This window comes from Sphingomonas faeni (genome assembly GCF_030817315.1).
In the GTDB taxonomy this organism is placed as follows: Bacteria; Pseudomonadota; Alphaproteobacteria; order Sphingomonadales; family Sphingomonadaceae; genus Sphingomonas; species Sphingomonas faeni_C.
This window is the reverse complement of the sequence record NZ_JAUSZF010000004.1, coordinates 369,976-385,585: the sequence shown is the minus strand read 5'-3', so window position 1 is coordinate 385,585 and position 15,610 is coordinate 369,976. Positions and strand designations below refer to the sequence as shown.

Annotated in this window: 15 protein-coding genes and 1 pseudogene; 8 read left to right on the top strand and 8 right to left on the bottom strand. The window is 59.9% G+C overall.

The features are described from left to right. The first annotated feature begins 303 nt into the window (after positions 1–303). Positions 304–474: a hypothetical protein gene (locus tag QFZ54_RS19960; RefSeq protein ID WP_307090433.1), complete on the top strand. Its 171-nt coding sequence runs from the start codon at positions 304–306 to the stop codon at positions 472–474. 8 nt (positions 475–482) lie between these two features. Further along, positions 483–1,241: a DUF72 domain-containing protein gene (locus QFZ54_RS19955; protein WP_307090431.1), complete on the top strand. Its 759-nt coding sequence runs from the start codon at positions 483–485 to the stop codon at positions 1,239–1,241. A 5-nt stretch (positions 1,242–1,246) separates the two neighbouring features. Here the strand turns inward: QFZ54_RS19955 and QFZ54_RS19950 are convergent, their stop codons facing one another. Together QFZ54_RS19950 and QFZ54_RS19945 are read right to left on the bottom strand one after the other, a co-directional pair. Then, positions 1,247–2,272, bottom strand: a complete 1,026-nt coding sequence (locus QFZ54_RS19950; protein WP_307090429.1) for an ATP-dependent DNA ligase — start codon at positions 2,270–2,272, stop codon at positions 1,247–1,249. A gap of 89 nt (positions 2,273–2,361) precedes the next feature. Then, the gene (locus QFZ54_RS19945; protein ID WP_307090427.1) at positions 2,362–3,093 is read right to left on the bottom strand and encodes a DUF72 domain-containing protein; all 732 of its coding nucleotides are present in this window, start codon (positions 3,091–3,093) and stop codon (positions 2,362–2,364) included. 126 nt (positions 3,094–3,219) lie between these two features. Between QFZ54_RS19945 and QFZ54_RS19940 the strand changes: the two genes are divergently transcribed. From QFZ54_RS19940 to QFZ54_RS19920, 5 genes and pseudogenes are all read left to right on the top strand, one after another. Beyond that, positions 3,220–3,411 (top strand): DUF3606 domain-containing protein, encoded by a 192-nt coding sequence (locus QFZ54_RS19940; RefSeq protein ID WP_307090425.1) that lies wholly within the window; start codon positions 3,220–3,222, stop codon positions 3,409–3,411. 65 nt (positions 3,412–3,476) lie between these two features. Then, positions 3,477–5,360: pseudogene (gene ligD, locus QFZ54_RS19935) on the top strand (DNA ligase D); the annotation flags it as partial. A gap of 6 nt (positions 5,361–5,366) precedes the next feature. After that, positions 5,367–6,194: an exodeoxyribonuclease III gene (xth, locus tag QFZ54_RS19930; RefSeq protein WP_307090423.1), complete on the top strand. Its 828-nt coding sequence runs from the start codon at positions 5,367–5,369 to the stop codon at positions 6,192–6,194. A 136-nt stretch (positions 6,195–6,330) separates the two neighbouring features. Further along, positions 6,331–7,557 (top strand): NADH-quinone oxidoreductase subunit D, encoded by a 1,227-nt coding sequence (locus QFZ54_RS19925; RefSeq protein ID WP_307090420.1) that lies wholly within the window; start codon positions 6,331–6,333, stop codon positions 7,555–7,557. 913 nt (positions 7,558–8,470) lie between these two features. Continuing rightward, the gene (locus QFZ54_RS19920; RefSeq protein WP_307090418.1) at positions 8,471–8,911 is read left to right on the top strand and encodes a hemerythrin domain-containing protein; all 441 of its coding nucleotides are present in this window, start codon (positions 8,471–8,473) and stop codon (positions 8,909–8,911) included. 208 nt (positions 8,912–9,119) lie between these two features. Here the strand turns inward: QFZ54_RS19920 and QFZ54_RS19915 are convergent, their stop codons facing one another. After that, the gene (locus QFZ54_RS19915; protein WP_307090416.1) at positions 9,120–10,355 is read right to left on the bottom strand and encodes an integrase; all 1,236 of its coding nucleotides are present in this window, start codon (positions 10,353–10,355) and stop codon (positions 9,120–9,122) included. A gap of 150 nt (positions 10,356–10,505) precedes the next feature. On the opposite strand from QFZ54_RS19915, the gene QFZ54_RS19910 reads away from it, so the two are divergent. Then, complete coding sequence (locus QFZ54_RS19910) at positions 10,506–11,597, top strand: hypothetical protein (RefSeq protein ID WP_307090414.1); 1,092 nt, start codon at positions 10,506–10,508, stop codon at positions 11,595–11,597. Between the two features lie 87 nt (positions 11,598–11,684). Here the strand turns inward: QFZ54_RS19910 and QFZ54_RS19905 are convergent, their stop codons facing one another. From QFZ54_RS19905 to QFZ54_RS19885, 5 genes are all read right to left on the bottom strand, one after another. Continuing rightward, a complete protein-coding gene (locus QFZ54_RS19905) occupies positions 11,685–12,035 on the bottom strand; it encodes a hypothetical protein (RefSeq protein ID WP_307090412.1) in 351 nt (116 codons plus the stop codon). Continuing rightward, positions 12,032–12,715: a ParA family protein gene (locus tag QFZ54_RS19900; protein ID WP_082445157.1), complete on the bottom strand. Its 684-nt coding sequence runs from the start codon at positions 12,713–12,715 to the stop codon at positions 12,032–12,034. The genes QFZ54_RS19905 and QFZ54_RS19900 overlap by 4 nt, the downstream gene beginning before the upstream one ends. Positions 12,716–13,753: 1,038 nt before the next feature. Further along, on the bottom strand, positions 13,754–14,353 hold the full coding sequence (locus tag QFZ54_RS19895) for a hypothetical protein (RefSeq protein ID WP_307090409.1): 600 nt from the start codon (positions 14,351–14,353) through the stop codon (positions 13,754–13,756). Next, positions 14,343–14,645 (bottom strand): hypothetical protein, encoded by a 303-nt coding sequence (locus tag QFZ54_RS19890; protein WP_307090407.1) that lies wholly within the window; start codon positions 14,643–14,645, stop codon positions 14,343–14,345. Before QFZ54_RS19890 ends, QFZ54_RS19895 begins: the two co-directional genes overlap by 11 nt. A 427-nt stretch (positions 14,646–15,072) precedes the next feature. Then, positions 15,073–15,576, bottom strand: a complete 504-nt coding sequence (locus QFZ54_RS19885; RefSeq protein ID WP_307090405.1) for a DUF2726 domain-containing protein — start codon at positions 15,574–15,576, stop codon at positions 15,073–15,075. Between the last annotated feature and the right edge of the window lie 34 nt (positions 15,577–15,610).

The window sequence follows — 15,610 nt, the reverse complement described above, 5'->3', positions numbered from 1 at the left end:
CGCCGTGAACGCGGCAGGAAGTCTTGAGGTGGCGCTGGATCGCGTGGCGGTGCGTACCGGGTTAAGGCCTGTTGTGATTCTGACCGGCAGCGCCGTTGCCGGTCTCCTTATTGGCTGGAGCCTGTGGCGCAAGCGTCGCACTATGTCAGCGACCGTCTCAAACGAACCGCTGCTTATAAGCTAGTGAATGGCATCCATTAAATTCGGTGGGACTAGTGCGCGGCTATGGATCAACACGACCGCCCTCCCCCTCTAGCCCCCCGGCGTTGCATATGCGGCTTTCCCACGGGCCGAAGTAAAGGCGTGACGGTCAATCGGTCCGATATCGACAAGGCCAAGATTTTTGGTAACGTCGGCGTTACCGAAGACCAGAGCTTCGCCAAAATTGTGGCGGCGAAGCCGAGGAGCAGCCGCATCACCTTGATGCTGGCGCTAGCCGCGTTGACCGTGCGAACGATCCCGTCCAGCAAATAGGTGCAGTTGTGAACACCATTGCGTCGTCGAGTATACGCATCGGATGTTCCGGCTGGGTGTATCCGCATTGGCGCGGCCGGTTCTACCCGGAGAAGCTGGCGGTGAAGCACTGGTTCGCTTTCTACGCCGCTCATTTCGACACGGTCGAGATCAACAACAGCTTCTATCGCCTGCCAAAGGCCGAGACATTCGATGCATGGCGCGACCAGACCCCGGAGGGTTTTCGCTACGCGGTGAAGGCCAATCGCTTCATCACCCAAGCCAAGAAACTGAAGGATTGCGAGGAACCTCTGGAACGGATGATGGCACCGTTCCGACACCTACAGCCCGCCCTGGGCCCGGTCCTCTACCAGCTTCCGCCACGGTTTCGCGCGAACCTGGATCGGCTCGAACGCTTCCTGGAACTTGTTCCCAAGGACGTCACCAACGTCTTCGAGTTCCGCGATCCCAGCTGGTATTGCGACGCTGTATTCGCGTTGCTCGATAGGCACGGTGCGGGTTTTTGCGCCCACGACATGCCCGGCCTCGAAAGCCCACGACTGGCGGTTGCCGGCACGGCCTATGTCCGCCTCCACGGCGGCGAAGGCAAATATTGGGGACGTTATGCGGACGCACGGCTGCTCGAATGGGCGGATTGGCTGGTCGACCAAACCCACCAGGGGCGCGAGGTCTGGATCTATTTCAACAACGACATCGACGGCCATGCCATCGAGGACGCGTTGACGCTAAAGGCGATAACCGCGCAGGCGCAGCGGGCGGACGGATAGTAGCCTTATCCCCGTGGCGCTGTGATCGTAGCAAGCTCTGCCGGGCGCACAGCATGCATCATCTGATCCATGCGACACATGTTCGGCGCCTTGTCCGGCCGCCACCTCAGAAGCTTCGTGCCATGGCGGAAGCGGTCGCCTGTGACCTGATCGTAGAGCACTTCGACGACGAGTTCGCTCCTGAGCGGCTCCCACTCGTTTTCCTTGCCGCTGTTCCATCGGCTCGGTCCGCCGGGAGTTTTGCCGGAGAAGCCCGGTGCCTCGATGAGCGGCTCCAGGCGACGAAGCATCTCTAAACGCTCGGCAGCGGCTATGCCTGAGGTAAAGCCAACATGGTTTAACCGACCGTCGTCGTCGTAAAGCCCAAGCAGCAGCGATGCGACGCCCTCGCCTTCCTTGACGCGGCGAAAGCCCCCGACGACGCAGTCGGCAGATCGATGCTGCTTCACTTTCAGCATGGCGCGCTCTCCGGGGCGGTAAGGCTCATCCAGGCGCTTCGCCACCACCCCGTCAAGTGCGCCACCACCACGGGCAAGCCATGATCGTGCGACGGCGATGTCGAGGGTGCGCTCCGACAGCAGTATGGATGGTCCACCATGATCACGGTGAAAGGCTTCCAGCAACAACCGACGCTCGCCAAGCGGCTCGGCAAGGGAATCCCGACCATCCACCATCAGGCAGTCGAAGAGCATGATCTGAGCCGGGGTCTCGCGCGAGAGCCGCTCGATGCGGCTGGCTGCCGGGTGCAGCCGGGCCTGCAGCGCATCGAACGAGAGCACGTCACCAATCGGTAATATGAGCTCACCATCGAGCGTGAACTCCCGACAATGGACCTGTCGGATGAGGTGCACCACCTCCGGAAAGTAGCGGCTCAGCGACTTCCCGGACTTGGACATGATCTCGATGTCATCACCCCGGCGGAAGACGAGGGCACGGAAGCCATCCCATTTGGGTTCGAACTGCCACGTTCCGTCGTCCGGTAGATCCGAGATCAGCTTCGCCTCCATCGGCAGGAGATCGGTCGTCGCCATGCTGCTCCCCGCTCAGGTGTAATTACCGACTGTCCATACGAACGCGCGATGATCGGGCTCGTTCAAAGTTCGACTGACGTTACCAACCATCATGAAACCGAAGGCGTTGTACCGAACATCCGTAAAAGGCGCAGCGAATCGCCAAGAGCTGCTGAGGACGCGGTGTTGTCGAACATGCACCACGTCTGCCGCCCCGCAGCCAGGTCTACGGCGATCACGTTGGCGTAGGAACGCAGGCGCTCTTCCCCATACGCCGATCGGTACATGACGGGTGAGCCGTGCAACCTCAAATAGGTGAGGCCGCGCCAGCCACCCGGCAGCTCGGCTCCCGGCGCCTTTGCAGGATCAGCAGCCACCCGCGCGACATAATGTTCGGCAAGCAGCGCGTCAGCCTCAGGCGAGAACCAGCTCTCGTGACGGGGCTCACATACGATCTGTGCTTCGCTCCGGTCCGACACAGCGTCCAGGAAGCCTGCGACCACCCCCGGATCGAAGGCAAAACTCGGCGGAAGCTGCAGGAGGAGTATTGCCAGCTTGCCTCGGAGACCGCCGGCCTCATTCAGAAACTGATCGAGCCGGTCCGTCGCATTGACCAGACGGCGACCATGACTGATCTCCTTCGGAACCTTTGCTGCGAAGCGGAAGCCGTCCGGCACTGATGCCGCCCAGCGTTCCCACGTTGATCGTCTATGCGACTTGTAGAAAGAGGAGTTCACCTCCACGCAGGGCAACCTCTCAGCGTAACGCCGTAGCGCCGTTCCGTTCTCTGGGAACGATGGTCTGTCGATGGCCGGGATCGCCCAACCTGCGGTTCCGATCATTGGTGACATGAGTGACTTACCCCGCACGAGGTAAACCGTTCCGTCATCGCACTTTCACAGAATCGATGTGGCAGTGGTTCGGAACCAGATCGAACGAACGTCATTCTTTAAACGAGGAGAAAACGCATGGCTGACGACAAGAGCAAACGCGGCGCCGGGGACCGGGCACGGGTTGCCGCTGGTGAGGACTATGAAGTGAGCTACTTTGCGCGCAAGCACGATATTACCACGCAGGAAGCGGAAGACCTTATCAACAAGGTAGGAAATAGCCGTGAGAAGCTGGACGAGGCTGCGGTAAAGCTCAAATCGGCTAAGTGAGGTGGGGTCGCGCGAGCCTAGTAGCGCATTCCGCAGACGCCCCCCGCAACTGGCATAAGTGAGGCGCATCGATGGCGCGAAAGCCTGGTAAAGCCGATGGGGCACGTAGCTCGAGAGCTTCCGGAACTCCCATTCCAGCACCTCCATTTCAGCCCGTCCAGCTCGCAACCCTGGTGGATCACGTACCAGAGGGCAATCGCTGGCTCCACGAGTTGAAGTTCGACGGTTACCGCTGCCTGGTTAGCGTAGGTGATGGCTCTTTTCACGCATTCACACGATCCGGATTGGACTGGACGGACAAGTTCAAACCAATTGTGGAAGCAGTGAAGGCCCTTCCCTCTAGATCCGCTCTCATCGACGGCGAGGTCGTCGTGATCGACGCCGACGGCCGGACTAACTTCCAGACGCTGCAATCCGCGATCAAAGGCGAGCCGCAAAGGCTCGAATTCTACGCCTTCGATCTCCTTAGCCTAGACGGCGAGGATCTGACCAACATGCCGCTCATCGACCGCAAAAACCGCTTGGCTACGCTGCTGGAGGGAAGCACCGGGCCGATCCACTATTCGGATCACATCGTCGGCAAAGGCGAGGCGTTGTTCGCGAAGTTCTGCGGAGCGGGACTCGAGGGCGTCATCTCCAAGCGAGCCGACGCACCCTATGTCGGCTCCCGAGCTGGCACCTGGCTCAAGACCAAGTGCATCAAGCGGCAGGAGTTCGTGATCGTCGGTTGGACGTCGTCCGACAAGGGCCGGGGTTTCCGCTCGCTGCTGCTAGGCGTCCATGAAAATGGCAAGCTGCGCTATGCCGGCAAGGTCGGCACTGGCTTCGACAACGACGAGATCCTGAAGCTCGGTGAACTGATGGAGCCGCTCGCCAGCGACAAGGCGCCGGTGGATGCGCCGCGCGCGGCCGTCAAAGGTGCGCATTGGATCAGGCCGGTGCTGGTGGCGGAGATAGCCTATACCGAGATGACGAACGAGGGCACGCTTCGCCATCCGAGCTATCTCGGTCTGCGTGCCGACAAGAAGGCGGAAGCCGTCGTGCTCGAGACGGAGGCGCCGGTGGCAAGTGTCGCTGTCGAAGCTGCGTCCAGCGTCGTCATCACAAACCGCGACCGCGTCATCGATCCCGAAGGCGGTATTACCAAGGGCCAGCTCGCAGACCATTACGCCGCGGTGGCTCCAATCATGCTGCCCTGGGTCGGCAGCAGACCGATCAGCCTCGTCCGTTGCCCACAGGGCCGGGCGAAAAAGTGCTTTTTCCAGAAGCACGACGCCGGCACCTTCGGGACGAACGTGCATCATGTCGCCATTCTCGAAAAGGACGGCCATGAGGAGCCGTATCTCTACGTCGATACACCCGACGGGTTGCTCACTTGCGTGCAGATGGGGACGATCGAATTCCATGGCTGGGGCGCTCGCATCGAGGATGTAGAGAAAGCCGATCGTCTCGTTTTCGACCTCGATCCGGACGAAGGCCTCGACTTCGAGGCGGTGCGACGGGCCGCGTTCCAGTTCCGCGACCTCCTTAAGGAGATCGGCCTGGAGACCTTCCCGATGGTCACCGGCGGCAAGGGGGTTCACGTCATCGCTCCGCTTACGCCTCAAGCCGAATGGGCAGAGGTGAAAGACTTCGCGCATCGCCTCGCGATGGCGGTGGCGCAGAAAGACCCGGACAACTTCACTGCTGCCTTGCCGAAGGCGCAGCGCAAAGGTCGCATCTTCGTCGACTACCTGCGCAACCAGCGTGGTGCGACCGCAGTCATGCCTTACGCCGTTCGCGCGCGCGCCGGCGCTCCCGTCGCCGTGCCGATCACCTGGAAGGAAATGGAGACGATCGACACGCCGGCGCACTGGCATGTGGGTGACGCTGCCGAACTCGTGAAGCGCGCAGGCTCGACGGCGCTCGCGGGCTGGGGACGCGCCGACCAGGTGCTGCCGGATCTCTGAACGTCTATGAAAATCGCCACCTACAATGTGAACGGCGTCAACGGCCGCCTGCCCGTGCTGCTGCGCTGGCTGGAGGAGGAGAAGCCGGACATCGTCTGCTTGCAGGAACTCAAAGCACCGCAGGAGAAGTTTCCGGCCACCGCGATCCGTGATCTCGGCTACGACGCTATCTGGCACGGCCAGAAGAGCTGGAACGGCGTTGCCATCCTCAGCCGGGTCGGTGAGATCCACGAGACAAGGCGCGGACTGCCGAATGATCCCGACCCATCGCAGAGCCGCTACATAGAGGCTGCGGTCAACGGCATCATCATCGGCGGGCTTTACCTGCCCAACGGCAATCCACGCCCCGGCCCCAAATTCGATTACAAGCTCGCATGGTTCGAGACACTCATCAGGCACGCAGCGACGCTGCTGGAGAGCGGCCTGCCGGTCGTGCTCGCGGGCGACTTCAACGTCATGCCCACGGAAGCCGACGTCTACAAACCAGAACGCTGGGCCAACGACGCTCTGTTCACGCCCGAGGTCCGGGCGCTGTATGCGCGGCTTATCGAACAAGGCTGGACGGACTCGCTCCGCACGCTTCACCCGGACGAGACGATCTACACCTTTTGGGACTATTTCCGGAACGCGTACGGGCGGGACGCGGGTCTTCGCATCGACCACTTGCTGCTCAGCCAATCGCTTGCCAATAGGCTTCAGGACGCGCAGGTCGATCGTCACGTGCGCGGCTGGGAGAAGACCAGCGACCATGCGCCGACCTGGATACGATTAGCGGCGGAACCGCCCGCCCAAAAACTGCGCCGGCCTTCAAGACCCAATAAGGACGACAAATAACATAGCGTGCCCTCGTGGCTGTCAACGCCCTCCCCTGCGCGGCAAGCGACAGGTTTTTCCAAAGAACGTTAACCTACGTTGTTCATACCTGGTCCGTCGCGGACTTAACGGAGTGGACAGTTAGAAAGGTAACGTCATGGCCAACCCCGACAATAAGCCGATCGCCAACGATGACGACGCCCAGCGAGACGTCCGCATAGCAAATTACACCGTGAACTTCGGGCCGCAGCATCCCGCTGCCCATGGTGTGCTACGACTGGTTCTCGAGCTTGACGGCGAGATCGTTGAACGCGTGGATCCGCACATCGGCTTTCTCCACCGGGGAACCGAAAAGTTTATTGAGAACAAGCCGTATTTACAGACCATTCCATACTTTGACCGTTTGGATTATTGCTCACCTTTGTGCATGGAACACACCTACGTCTTGGCTATTGAGAAGCTCTTGGATTTAGAGGTGCCGATTCGAGGTCAGTATATTCGCGTTCTCTTCGCAGAACTGACGCGTATTATGAACCATCTGCTAAATCTTGGCAGCCACGTTATGGACGTCGGCGCCATGACGCCGAATCTTTGGCTTTTCGAGCTACGCGAAGATACGATGAATTTCTACGAGCGCGTCTCCGGATCGCGTATGCATGCCAACTACTTTCGGCCCGGCGGAGTTCGTCAGGACGTTCCCGGAAAGCTTTTGACTGATATCAACGAGTGGCTCGACACTCGTCTGCCAAGACTATTTGAAGATGCGATCGCTTTGGTGGCGGATAATCGCGTATTCAAACAGCGCAACGTCGATATCGGCGTTGTTAGTCAGGAAGACGCAATAAAATGGGGTTTTTCTGGACCAGTCCTGCGTGGTTCCGGCATCTCATGGGACTTGAGAAAGTCGCAACCCTATGACGTCTACCGACTAATGGATTTCGAAGTGCCCGTCGGTACGAGCGGCGACTGCTATGACCGCTTCATGGTCCGAGTCGAGGAGGTCCGCCAGTCGGCACGCATCATGAAGCAGTGCCTGCGCGATATGCCCGAAGGGCCTACGGCTAGTGCCGATCGCAAGGTGGTTCCGCCCAAGCGCGGTGAGATGAAGCAGTCCATGGAGGCCCTCATCCACCACTTTAAGCTGTTTACCGAAGGATTTCACGTACCGGCGGGGCAGGTGTATGTCGCCACGGAGAGTCCCAAAGGGGAGTTCGGGGTGTATCTTATCAGTGACGGTAGCAACCGCGCTTACCGCTGCAAGATACGTCCAACGGGATTCAGCCATCTTCAAGCGATGGACATGATGACGAGGGGGCACATGCTGGCTGACGTGACGGCCGTTCTCGGATCGATCGATATCGTTTTCGGCGAAGTAGATCGATGAGAAGCCTTCGCCAGACTATATTCTGGCTGCCTAGATCTCATAGCTGTATTAATTAAGAACAGCGTCCAGTAACCTTCGGCATCCCACCATACGCCGAGGCATCTGTGAGTCTACCTACTGTCCGCTCGTCTCCGATATCACATCCGGGTCGCGCTTATCGCCCCAATATTGTAAAGTGGCCACGACGATAATTACCAGAATGGCTGCTATAAAAACCCCTAGCGCGACGCGGAGATAATTTCGATCTGTGGGTTTCGGATCATTCACCGCTACACTCCCGTACCGTAGTTACTTTATTGTATTTTACAAAAACAAGAACGGGCAATCGGATGCGCGGTTCCTGGTTCGCAAGCTCATTAAATCACCCGGCATCGATTCCCATGATCGGGAGTCGCCCACGACGAACTTCGCTCGGAAGATCGTCGCGTACCAACGACCGGTGCTGCTGAACGGCAGCGATCGTCGGATTGCGTAGGAGCATTTTAGTCCCAGATCTGGGCGACAGCGCAAGGGCCGATCGTGCGTCCGCTTTGAATTGCCAGCCTGCCGGAACAGGGAATGATCATCGTCGTTGCTACCTCGAACAGAGGAGCGAACCACATGACAACGGCAGCGCACGAACCCACATCTGGAAACTTTGGACGAAAGATAGCGATTGGCGCCGCGGCCGGCGTTGCCACTGGTCTCCTCGCGAACCTGCTCCGAAAGGCCGCTGTACAGGCGCCAACCGCCATGGCGCGGCAGAACACTCGGCAGCGCTTAAAATCTTTGACCTGCTAGAGAAGACAAGTAGCCACGCGACCGGTCGTCGATCGTTTCTGCTGATGCAGAGCCCACATCTGCACGAAAGATAGCTGGGACTGGTCTCCTCGCGAACCTGCTCCGAAAGGCCGCTGTACAGGCGCCAACCGCCATGGCGGGCAACTGGGATACAGCGCTAGCGGCAGAACACTCGGCAGCGCTTAAAATCTTTGACCTGCTAGAGAAGACAAGTAGCCACGCGACCGGTCGTCGATCGTTTCTGCTGATGCAGTTGAAACACGCGGTCAGCAAGCACGCGTTTCAGGAAGAGAATGTTGTTTATGCGATGATGCGCGATCAAGGCCTGACGGACGCAGCGGATCACCTTAATCACGAGCATGGCTACGTGAAGCAGTATTTCTTCGATCTTACGGAAATGTCCAGGGACGACCCCGCATGGCTGCCGAAGCTGAAGGAATTCCGCGGAATGATTGAAAAGCACATGCGCGAGGAGGAGAACGATCTTTTTCCGAAGCTTCGCAATCAGCTTTCGGACGAGCAAAACACGCACATCACTATCGCGATGAACAAGGAAGGCCTCAAGCTGGCCTGAGCAATTACCCCATTCAGTTGGAGACAGACATGACCGACGATCCGAAAACCGATGACGCGACCCAGTCCGAAGAGGCAGAGGAAATGGAAAAAGTGCAGGAGGATGCCGCCAAAGAGCGCGAAGAAAATGGCGGCTATCAATAGACTGGAACGTTTAGTCAGCAGACGCGCTACTACCCCGCAGTCAGTCGTCAAAACATGGCGGCTGATTAGCTTCTAATCCGAGACAAGACTCGCGCTGCAACATTGCTGCGGGCCGCGAGCTTGCGCCCGTAGCGCAGCGCGGTCGACGGTGAAGACCAGCGTAGCGCTTGCGCGATACCGACACCGTCCTCGCCGGCCGCGAACAGGTCCTGGGTAAGGCCGACGCGCAACGAATGGCTGGACAGCGCCCTCGCCGCCTCCTCAACCTTTGCGATCGGCATCTCCACCAGCCCCTGATCGAAGGCACTCAGCGCCATACGCCGATAGATCCCGTTGACACCCTGCCGGCTAAGCGGGGCCGTCCCGACGGTATAGACGGTGCGCGCGGGTTCAGCCTTCTTGCCCTTCAGCTTCTCCTGCCAGTGCCGCGTGTGCCCGGGAATCGCCTCGTACGCCATCGGCGGAACCGCGGCGCGCAGACGGCGCCGATCGACCCCGACACGGCGGAAGACCGGCCCCTCGGTGATGGCACTCGCTACCAGCCAGGCGCCAACCCGGCGCATCGTATCGGCAGACAGCCAGCCCCAGGCGCCCTGCCCTTCCTGATCGGTCTTGGACGATGGGATGAACAGAAGCGCCGAACCGTCGCTGTGCGGATCGATGTGCGCGACGGTGACCGCGACGAGCTCGCTGACGCGCAGTCCCGCATCATAGCCCAGAGATAGCAGCGCAGCGTCACGCAGGCCCTGCAAATCGCCGCCACAAGCCCCCAGCAGCGCCGTCAGCGTAAACCCCTTGGTGTGCGGATCGAGCGAGGCGCCGAAGCGCAACGGCGCCGCCTGACGCTGCACAGCGCCACGACGACGACGCAGGCCCTTGAGCGCCGCTCGCACCATGACGTGGCTGGTGGGCGCATGCCCCCTCTCCTGCAGCCCTGACAGGCTGTGGGCGGTGGCCAGGCTGGCAACCCGCCGGGCAACGGTCGCGGGCTTGGCGCCGCGCGTCTCGAGCATGGTGATGTAGCGGACCAGGTCTTCAGGGTCGGCGGGCAGCGGCGTGGCGCGGTTGTCGTCGCACCAGGCCAGATAGCAGGTCAAGTCCGCGGCCAGCGCCGCCTTGCTGGCCGCCGCCATCGCGCCGAGCTGGGCGGTAAAGCCGATCTCGCTCAACGGCCCGGCGTCCGCCGGCAGCGCAAGCGCCAGCAGCCGGGTGACGCGGGCATCGATCGGCTCGACGAGGCCACGTCGCGCTCGGACCGGCAGCCCCTCCCCGTCAGTGCGATGGACGACGATTTCGCTCACGCGGGCCCTGCCCGCTGGTTCGATTTACCCTGCATTTGGCCTTCGTAGCACATCCCTGTACTTACCATAATGTCCGACTATGGTAAGTTATTATACATGACACATGGTGCTGCCTAGTGATCGCGCGATTGCTAGCATATGGTGGGCGCAATGACGTTCACTGATCATACTTCGCTGGGCTACGCGCTCGGTCGACTGGCGGGTGCAATTCGCTTTGCCTCCCCAGAATTCCGCAAGGTTGCGAGCCTCGCCACCGTGGCTGACGCGTGGCGCGCGTATCGACGCGATGCCGGCATTGGCAACGTCGGCCCTGCCCACCAGCCCTCTACTGACGCCCTCTCGATCCTCCTGACCGACGACCCCCGCCGCGACGCCGTCGTGCTCTGGCTTGCTGCACACGGGGTGCCACCGATTGCCGACGCTGCAACGATGGTCGTTCGCATGGTCAACGCGACGCGCGGGTTCGAGGTCAATGCGCTGGCATTGCTCAACGCCGCCCAGGACGCCTTGGCGCAGGCGGCTGCTGGTGGCCCCCTCACCGGTGCCTGCGGACTGGCGGACGCCGGTCCGGATCATCCGCTCCATGGGCTGGCGCGCGCTGCGGTCGCGGTCGACGTTTTGATCCGCGCGCCGGACTTCGCCGAAAGCTCTGGGCACGAGGCGCTACTCCCCCTGCCCTCCCGATCGATGCGGCATTACATTGCGTCCGAGCCGGCCGGATGCTGGGCCCTGAACCTTGTGCTTGTTGCACGCGGCATCGTCCCACAGGTTACCGGGATAGTCCCGCGCACGGTCTTTCGCCTCGATGTCACGGATGCCCAGCGGGCTGCCGCGCTCGTCGACCATAGCACGCATGAAGCGTTGGCCGCGTTCACGAACTTGGAGCGCATAGAGTCGGTGTTGGGTCGCGGTCGTGAGGCCCTCGCCGGCTTATCCCGCAACGCCCGTGCGTTTGAGGCTTGGACGCTTTTGGCGGCGCTCGGTCCGACCACGCGCAAGCAGCTCATGCGCGCACTTAGCTTGTCGCGCGCCGGTGCCGATATCCAGGCGCGCGCGCTTGCTGCTGCGAGACTCGTTGGGCTCGAAACGGGAGGTTTGGTATCCCCCGCCCTCCCCGGTTCGTCTCCGTCGTTGTCTGCGTCCCTCGATCACGGTCCGCTTTGTGCAGCGGCTGCGGATCTTGATATCGCAATGGCAGAGATTGACCGCCTCCTCACACGGGGTCTTGATAAACGAAACTAGCCAGTGTGATTTTTTTTTGGATACCCACGAAGATTATTAGCCCGTTCGCTTGCCTTACTTGCGGGAGGCTCGGTGCCTAGAAGGATCCTAACCCTTCGCGGTAAGTGCCCGCAGTTCCTCAAGTGCCTGCCAATAAGAACGGTGACCACGCTGGTTGGTAAATTCAACGAACCAGTCGAGTGTTTCTTGTGGACCCTTTATAAAGAGATTTCCCTGCGCGACGGTTTCCCGCCGACGTCGGCTAGGTCGAGCTGAGACACTCTCGCTCTCCCCCTGGGCGCGATCGACGAACCCCATTGCAGCGCCACGCGCAACTGCCTCCTCTTCTCTCACACGATCGATACGAAGGGGCGCTTTCGAGAGGCCGGAAAGATTGAGTTTGTCGGCGACTTCGTCAGCCGATGCCGCATTAGGCTTCTTGAACCCATAACCGCTCATCGGTCAGTCTCCTCACGCACAGCCTCTACGACTGCGTACGCAACTTCGAATGCGTTTCGTTTGGCTGCCGCAAGTCCTGAAGTCTTTTCATCGGTCAGTTCTTCCAATGTTGATGCAAAATCGAATACGTCACGGTAAGCCGCTCGTTCTACCAGTCCCTTGTTGAGCAAGGGTAGATCAGCGTCCTTGATTGCTGAGGTAATTCGTTTCGCAGATTTTGTCTCAATCGCCGCGTTGTCACGACTCCGGACGAGGCGGTACGGAATAACGCGGCCTAAGGCTTCCGCCTCCTCGTGTATCAAACCAACGGCATTAGCTGCTAATTCTGCGTCAATCGGCGAGAGATTGAACGGAATCAGTACCAAGTGAGAGCGGGCAAGTGCTCGTGATGTCATTCGCGAAGCAGTCCCCTCAAGATCGATTAAAACAAAGTCGTTCTTTTCTGTGAGGGCGTCGAGCACTTTTACTAGCTCTGACTCTTTAGGGCTTGCTACGATCTCAAACGGAAGTGCCCTCCCCTCAGCGGTACGCCTGGCGCCCCACTTCGCTATGATCGCGTTTGGATCAGCATCGACGACGACAACCGACGCGCCGCTGCGAGCCAACTCCCCAGCGAGAATGAACGTAAGGGTCGTTTTGCCGGCACCCCCTTTCGGGTTTGCTACTGATATCGCTGGCATGCCTGCGTTTCCTCATTAACATTTTACTAGGCTACTAATTGCCTATTGCGATCGATTGGCCATGCATAGGCTGACGGTTGCCTATCGAAACCATATTAATAGCGCAATACATATACGATGGATATCCTTTTGATAGCCTTTGGATCCCCTTGCGATATGGTAGCATATGGATATGGTAGCATATGGATATGATTGCATATGGATATGATTGCATATGGATATGATGGCATATGGATATGGTGGCATATGGATATGGTGGCATATGGATATGGTATCCGGTAAATGATCGCCAACCAAAGAATATTGACTGGATATCCTTATGGTGGCCAAATCAAATGGATATCCTGCGGATATCCACCCTGCTCACTGGCCTACGTTGTGGCCTGCTGGAGTTAGACAACCACCGCTGCTATTAGGATCGTTGGCGGAATAGAGCAGCTTTGCATGCAATTGGTAATCTGCCGCCTTCAGCGCAGCCTGATTGTTTGCGCCAGCGACCGATCCACCCGCAGCAAGCTGCCGCTCGCGCTGAAGGCCATCTAAACCCTCTCCGCAGGCGACGAGCAGGGGATCGCCCGACTATGACACCGACAGCTTCAGCAAAGGGGGGAGGGGGCGGCAACACCCGGGCATCCGCTCCGTGCGTTAGGCACCCAAATCAGCGCCACCATAACGGCAAAGAGCCCGTCGGCAGGGTTCACCGCGTACGCTTCTAGCTCAGCGCGATTGTCCCTAGCGATCGGTCGCCGCAAGGCACCTCCATGTCGCCATCAATGCCGCTGCCGCCCTTAACGAGCTTTTGCGCCGTCGCGAGGGGAGGGGAGGGGAGGGCGATCGCAAGCGTCCCAAAGATTGCGAGTGTCCGATCCATGTGTGTTCCCCTTGTTCAATTGAGCGGTTTTGGGTTCGTAAAGTTGATGCTGGTGTGCAGGTTGCCGGACGGCGACCGATGTAAGTCGATCATCCGACTGGTTCGCCGTGTGAAGACCATCGGTCGCACCACAGTCTCATAGATGGTCGATGCACCGAACCACGTCGTCAGGCCATGCCACTTGTCCCCTTGATGATCTTCATCCGGTAAGTGCCAGGTGGCACCGGTACGGATACGTCCTCGTTTCGGTTCACATGGACAGAAATGACGTGCAGATCGGTCTCGCGATCGAACAGCTCTACGACGGCATTTGCCTGGGCCGCATTCACCTTGATCTGTGAAGTTGCCGTTTTCGGGTCGACGCTATCATTGACCGTGACGGTCCCGGACGCGGGGAAGGGCAGCTCCGCGGCGCGGTCTGGAATCCAGCCGGAGCGTTTTGCCTCACGATACGCGGGGATCAGGATCGGTATCGCCCATAGCAGGAATATCCATTTCTGCGCTGGGTGCGTCCGACTGTGGCGCCTAGGTCGATGCCGGTTCTTCTGATAGTCGAAACCACGATTTGCGGCATCGAACCAGCCACCACCAACCCCGGTGCCGCTGCCGCCTCCGCCAATCCAGCTAGCGCTTCCAAGCGGCACCGCCGTTCGGTCTTCATGAAGCTCCCGTCGGCCTTTGCGGTCATTCCACCATGTCGTTCCAGCGGCGAGTCCTTGGCGCTGGCGATAGCGCTCGCGATTGTAGTCGCGGTCATCAATGCCCATTTGCGACACTCTTGGCGTCCTGGGCTCGCCGGTTGACTGCGCGGCGGTGCAGGACACCGAGCTGCTGCGCGAAATCGACGATCGCGTAGGAGAATTGGTCCGCGACATCCTGCTCGGCATCACATGTCGGCGCGATCGAGGCGGCTGCGAGGACAAGATGCGCAGCGGCGATGGGATGCGCTTGCATCAGGTGGAATGACTGAGTCCGGAAGCTGTCCGCCAAGTCCGTGTCGGACAGCGCATCGGGTATCAGGAGCTCGGCCGAGGACGGTTCACTTTCGGCGTGCTGCATCATTACCCTCCTCGGTATGTGAATCGCTTTGCGTAGTGTGCCGCGTGAAGGTGGTGCCTTGGCCGTGCCATTGCGCTCCGATCATCGCGCAGGCGATCGCCCACAGGGCCGTGAAGACGGCAGTTCCGGCCGCGAACCAGAATGCCAGCCCCATCAGGCGGCGATGGCGGTGTCGCGGTCTGGCTGCAGGCCAAGAATTGACCGTTGCCTCCCAGATGACACCGTCGGTCGGCGCGGCATCGAGACGGGTTGTACGGCCACGTTGCCTGGGTGGCGCTCGCATATAGTCGCGGTCAGCCAACCCCATGACTCACCTCCCGCTGTTCCCGATGTGTCGTTGGGCACACTGTTCTGATGGTGACCAAGCGTAGTCTCGAGGCCATCCAATTGTACTCGAAAGCACGAAGTACGCTAACGACGGCAATGCTCATGACGAAGCGTTCCCTTGAATGGCGTGAGCCTGAAAAAGCGGCGCGATTGCGACCCGAACCTCGTGGACCCGGGACTGGACAGCGCGGCCGATGCGAATTGTGCGGTAGCCGGCATGGGACGTCATTGCGTCGCGCCGGCTGTCTCGCTGAGCATTGTGGCTCGCGTCATCGACCTCGATCAGCGCGACGATCGCGCCCGTCACTCGATCCTGCGCCACGAAATCAATGATCTTTTGAGAGAAGGCATTGCGATCGGCAGGATGGCTTTTGCCGATCAGTCGGGGAGGGGCCTTCAGCAACGCGCCCATCGCGACCTGCGCGTGAAAGCGGTATTCGGGCAGGCAGCGTTCCAGGATATCGAGCATTGCCAGCTCGCGAGGGGTCATGAACCGCTTGGCCAGCGGTCGCCTGCTCCCGATGCTAGCGCCAGCGCCACTTAGCGCCTTCAAAATCATGAACAGGCCGAGCAAGGCGATCACAGCCGCGATATTTTTGTCCATGGTCAGAGGGCCTTTGTAGAGAGGGGATAGCTTT

Coding starts and splice junctions, on each gene's coding strand:
- xth (WP_307090423.1), top strand. CDS start 5,367: ATGAAAATCGCCACCTACAATGTGAACGGCGTCAACGGCCGCCTGCCC.
- QFZ54_RS19900 (WP_082445157.1), bottom strand. CDS start 12,715: ATGCCAGCGATATCAGTAGCAAACCCGAAAGGGGGTGCCGGCAAAACG.
- QFZ54_RS19890 (WP_307090407.1), bottom strand. CDS start 14,645: ATGCAGCACGCCGAAAGTGAACCGTCCTCGGCCGAGCTCCTGATACCC.
- QFZ54_RS19940 (WP_307090425.1), top strand. CDS start 3,220: ATGGCTGACGACAAGAGCAAACGCGGCGCCGGGGACCGGGCACGGGTT.
- QFZ54_RS19905 (WP_307090412.1), bottom strand. CDS start 12,035: ATGAGCGGTTATGGGTTCAAGAAGCCTAATGCGGCATCGGCTGACGAA.
- QFZ54_RS19925 (WP_307090420.1), top strand. CDS start 6,331: ATGGCCAACCCCGACAATAAGCCGATCGCCAACGATGACGACGCCCAG.
- QFZ54_RS19945 (WP_307090427.1), bottom strand. CDS start 3,093: ATGATCGGAACCGCAGGTTGGGCGATCCCGGCCATCGACAGACCATCG.
- QFZ54_RS19910 (WP_307090414.1), top strand. CDS start 10,506: ATGACGTTCACTGATCATACTTCGCTGGGCTACGCGCTCGGTCGACTG.
- QFZ54_RS19895 (WP_307090409.1), bottom strand. CDS start 14,353: ATGGGCATTGATGACCGCGACTACAATCGCGAGCGCTATCGCCAGCGC.
- QFZ54_RS19920 (WP_307090418.1), top strand. CDS start 8,471: ATGGCGGGCAACTGGGATACAGCGCTAGCGGCAGAACACTCGGCAGCG.
- QFZ54_RS19885 (WP_307090405.1), bottom strand. CDS start 15,576: ATGGACAAAAATATCGCGGCTGTGATCGCCTTGCTCGGCCTGTTCATG.
- QFZ54_RS19950 (WP_307090429.1), bottom strand. CDS start 2,272: ATGGCGACGACCGATCTCCTGCCGATGGAGGCGAAGCTGATCTCGGAT.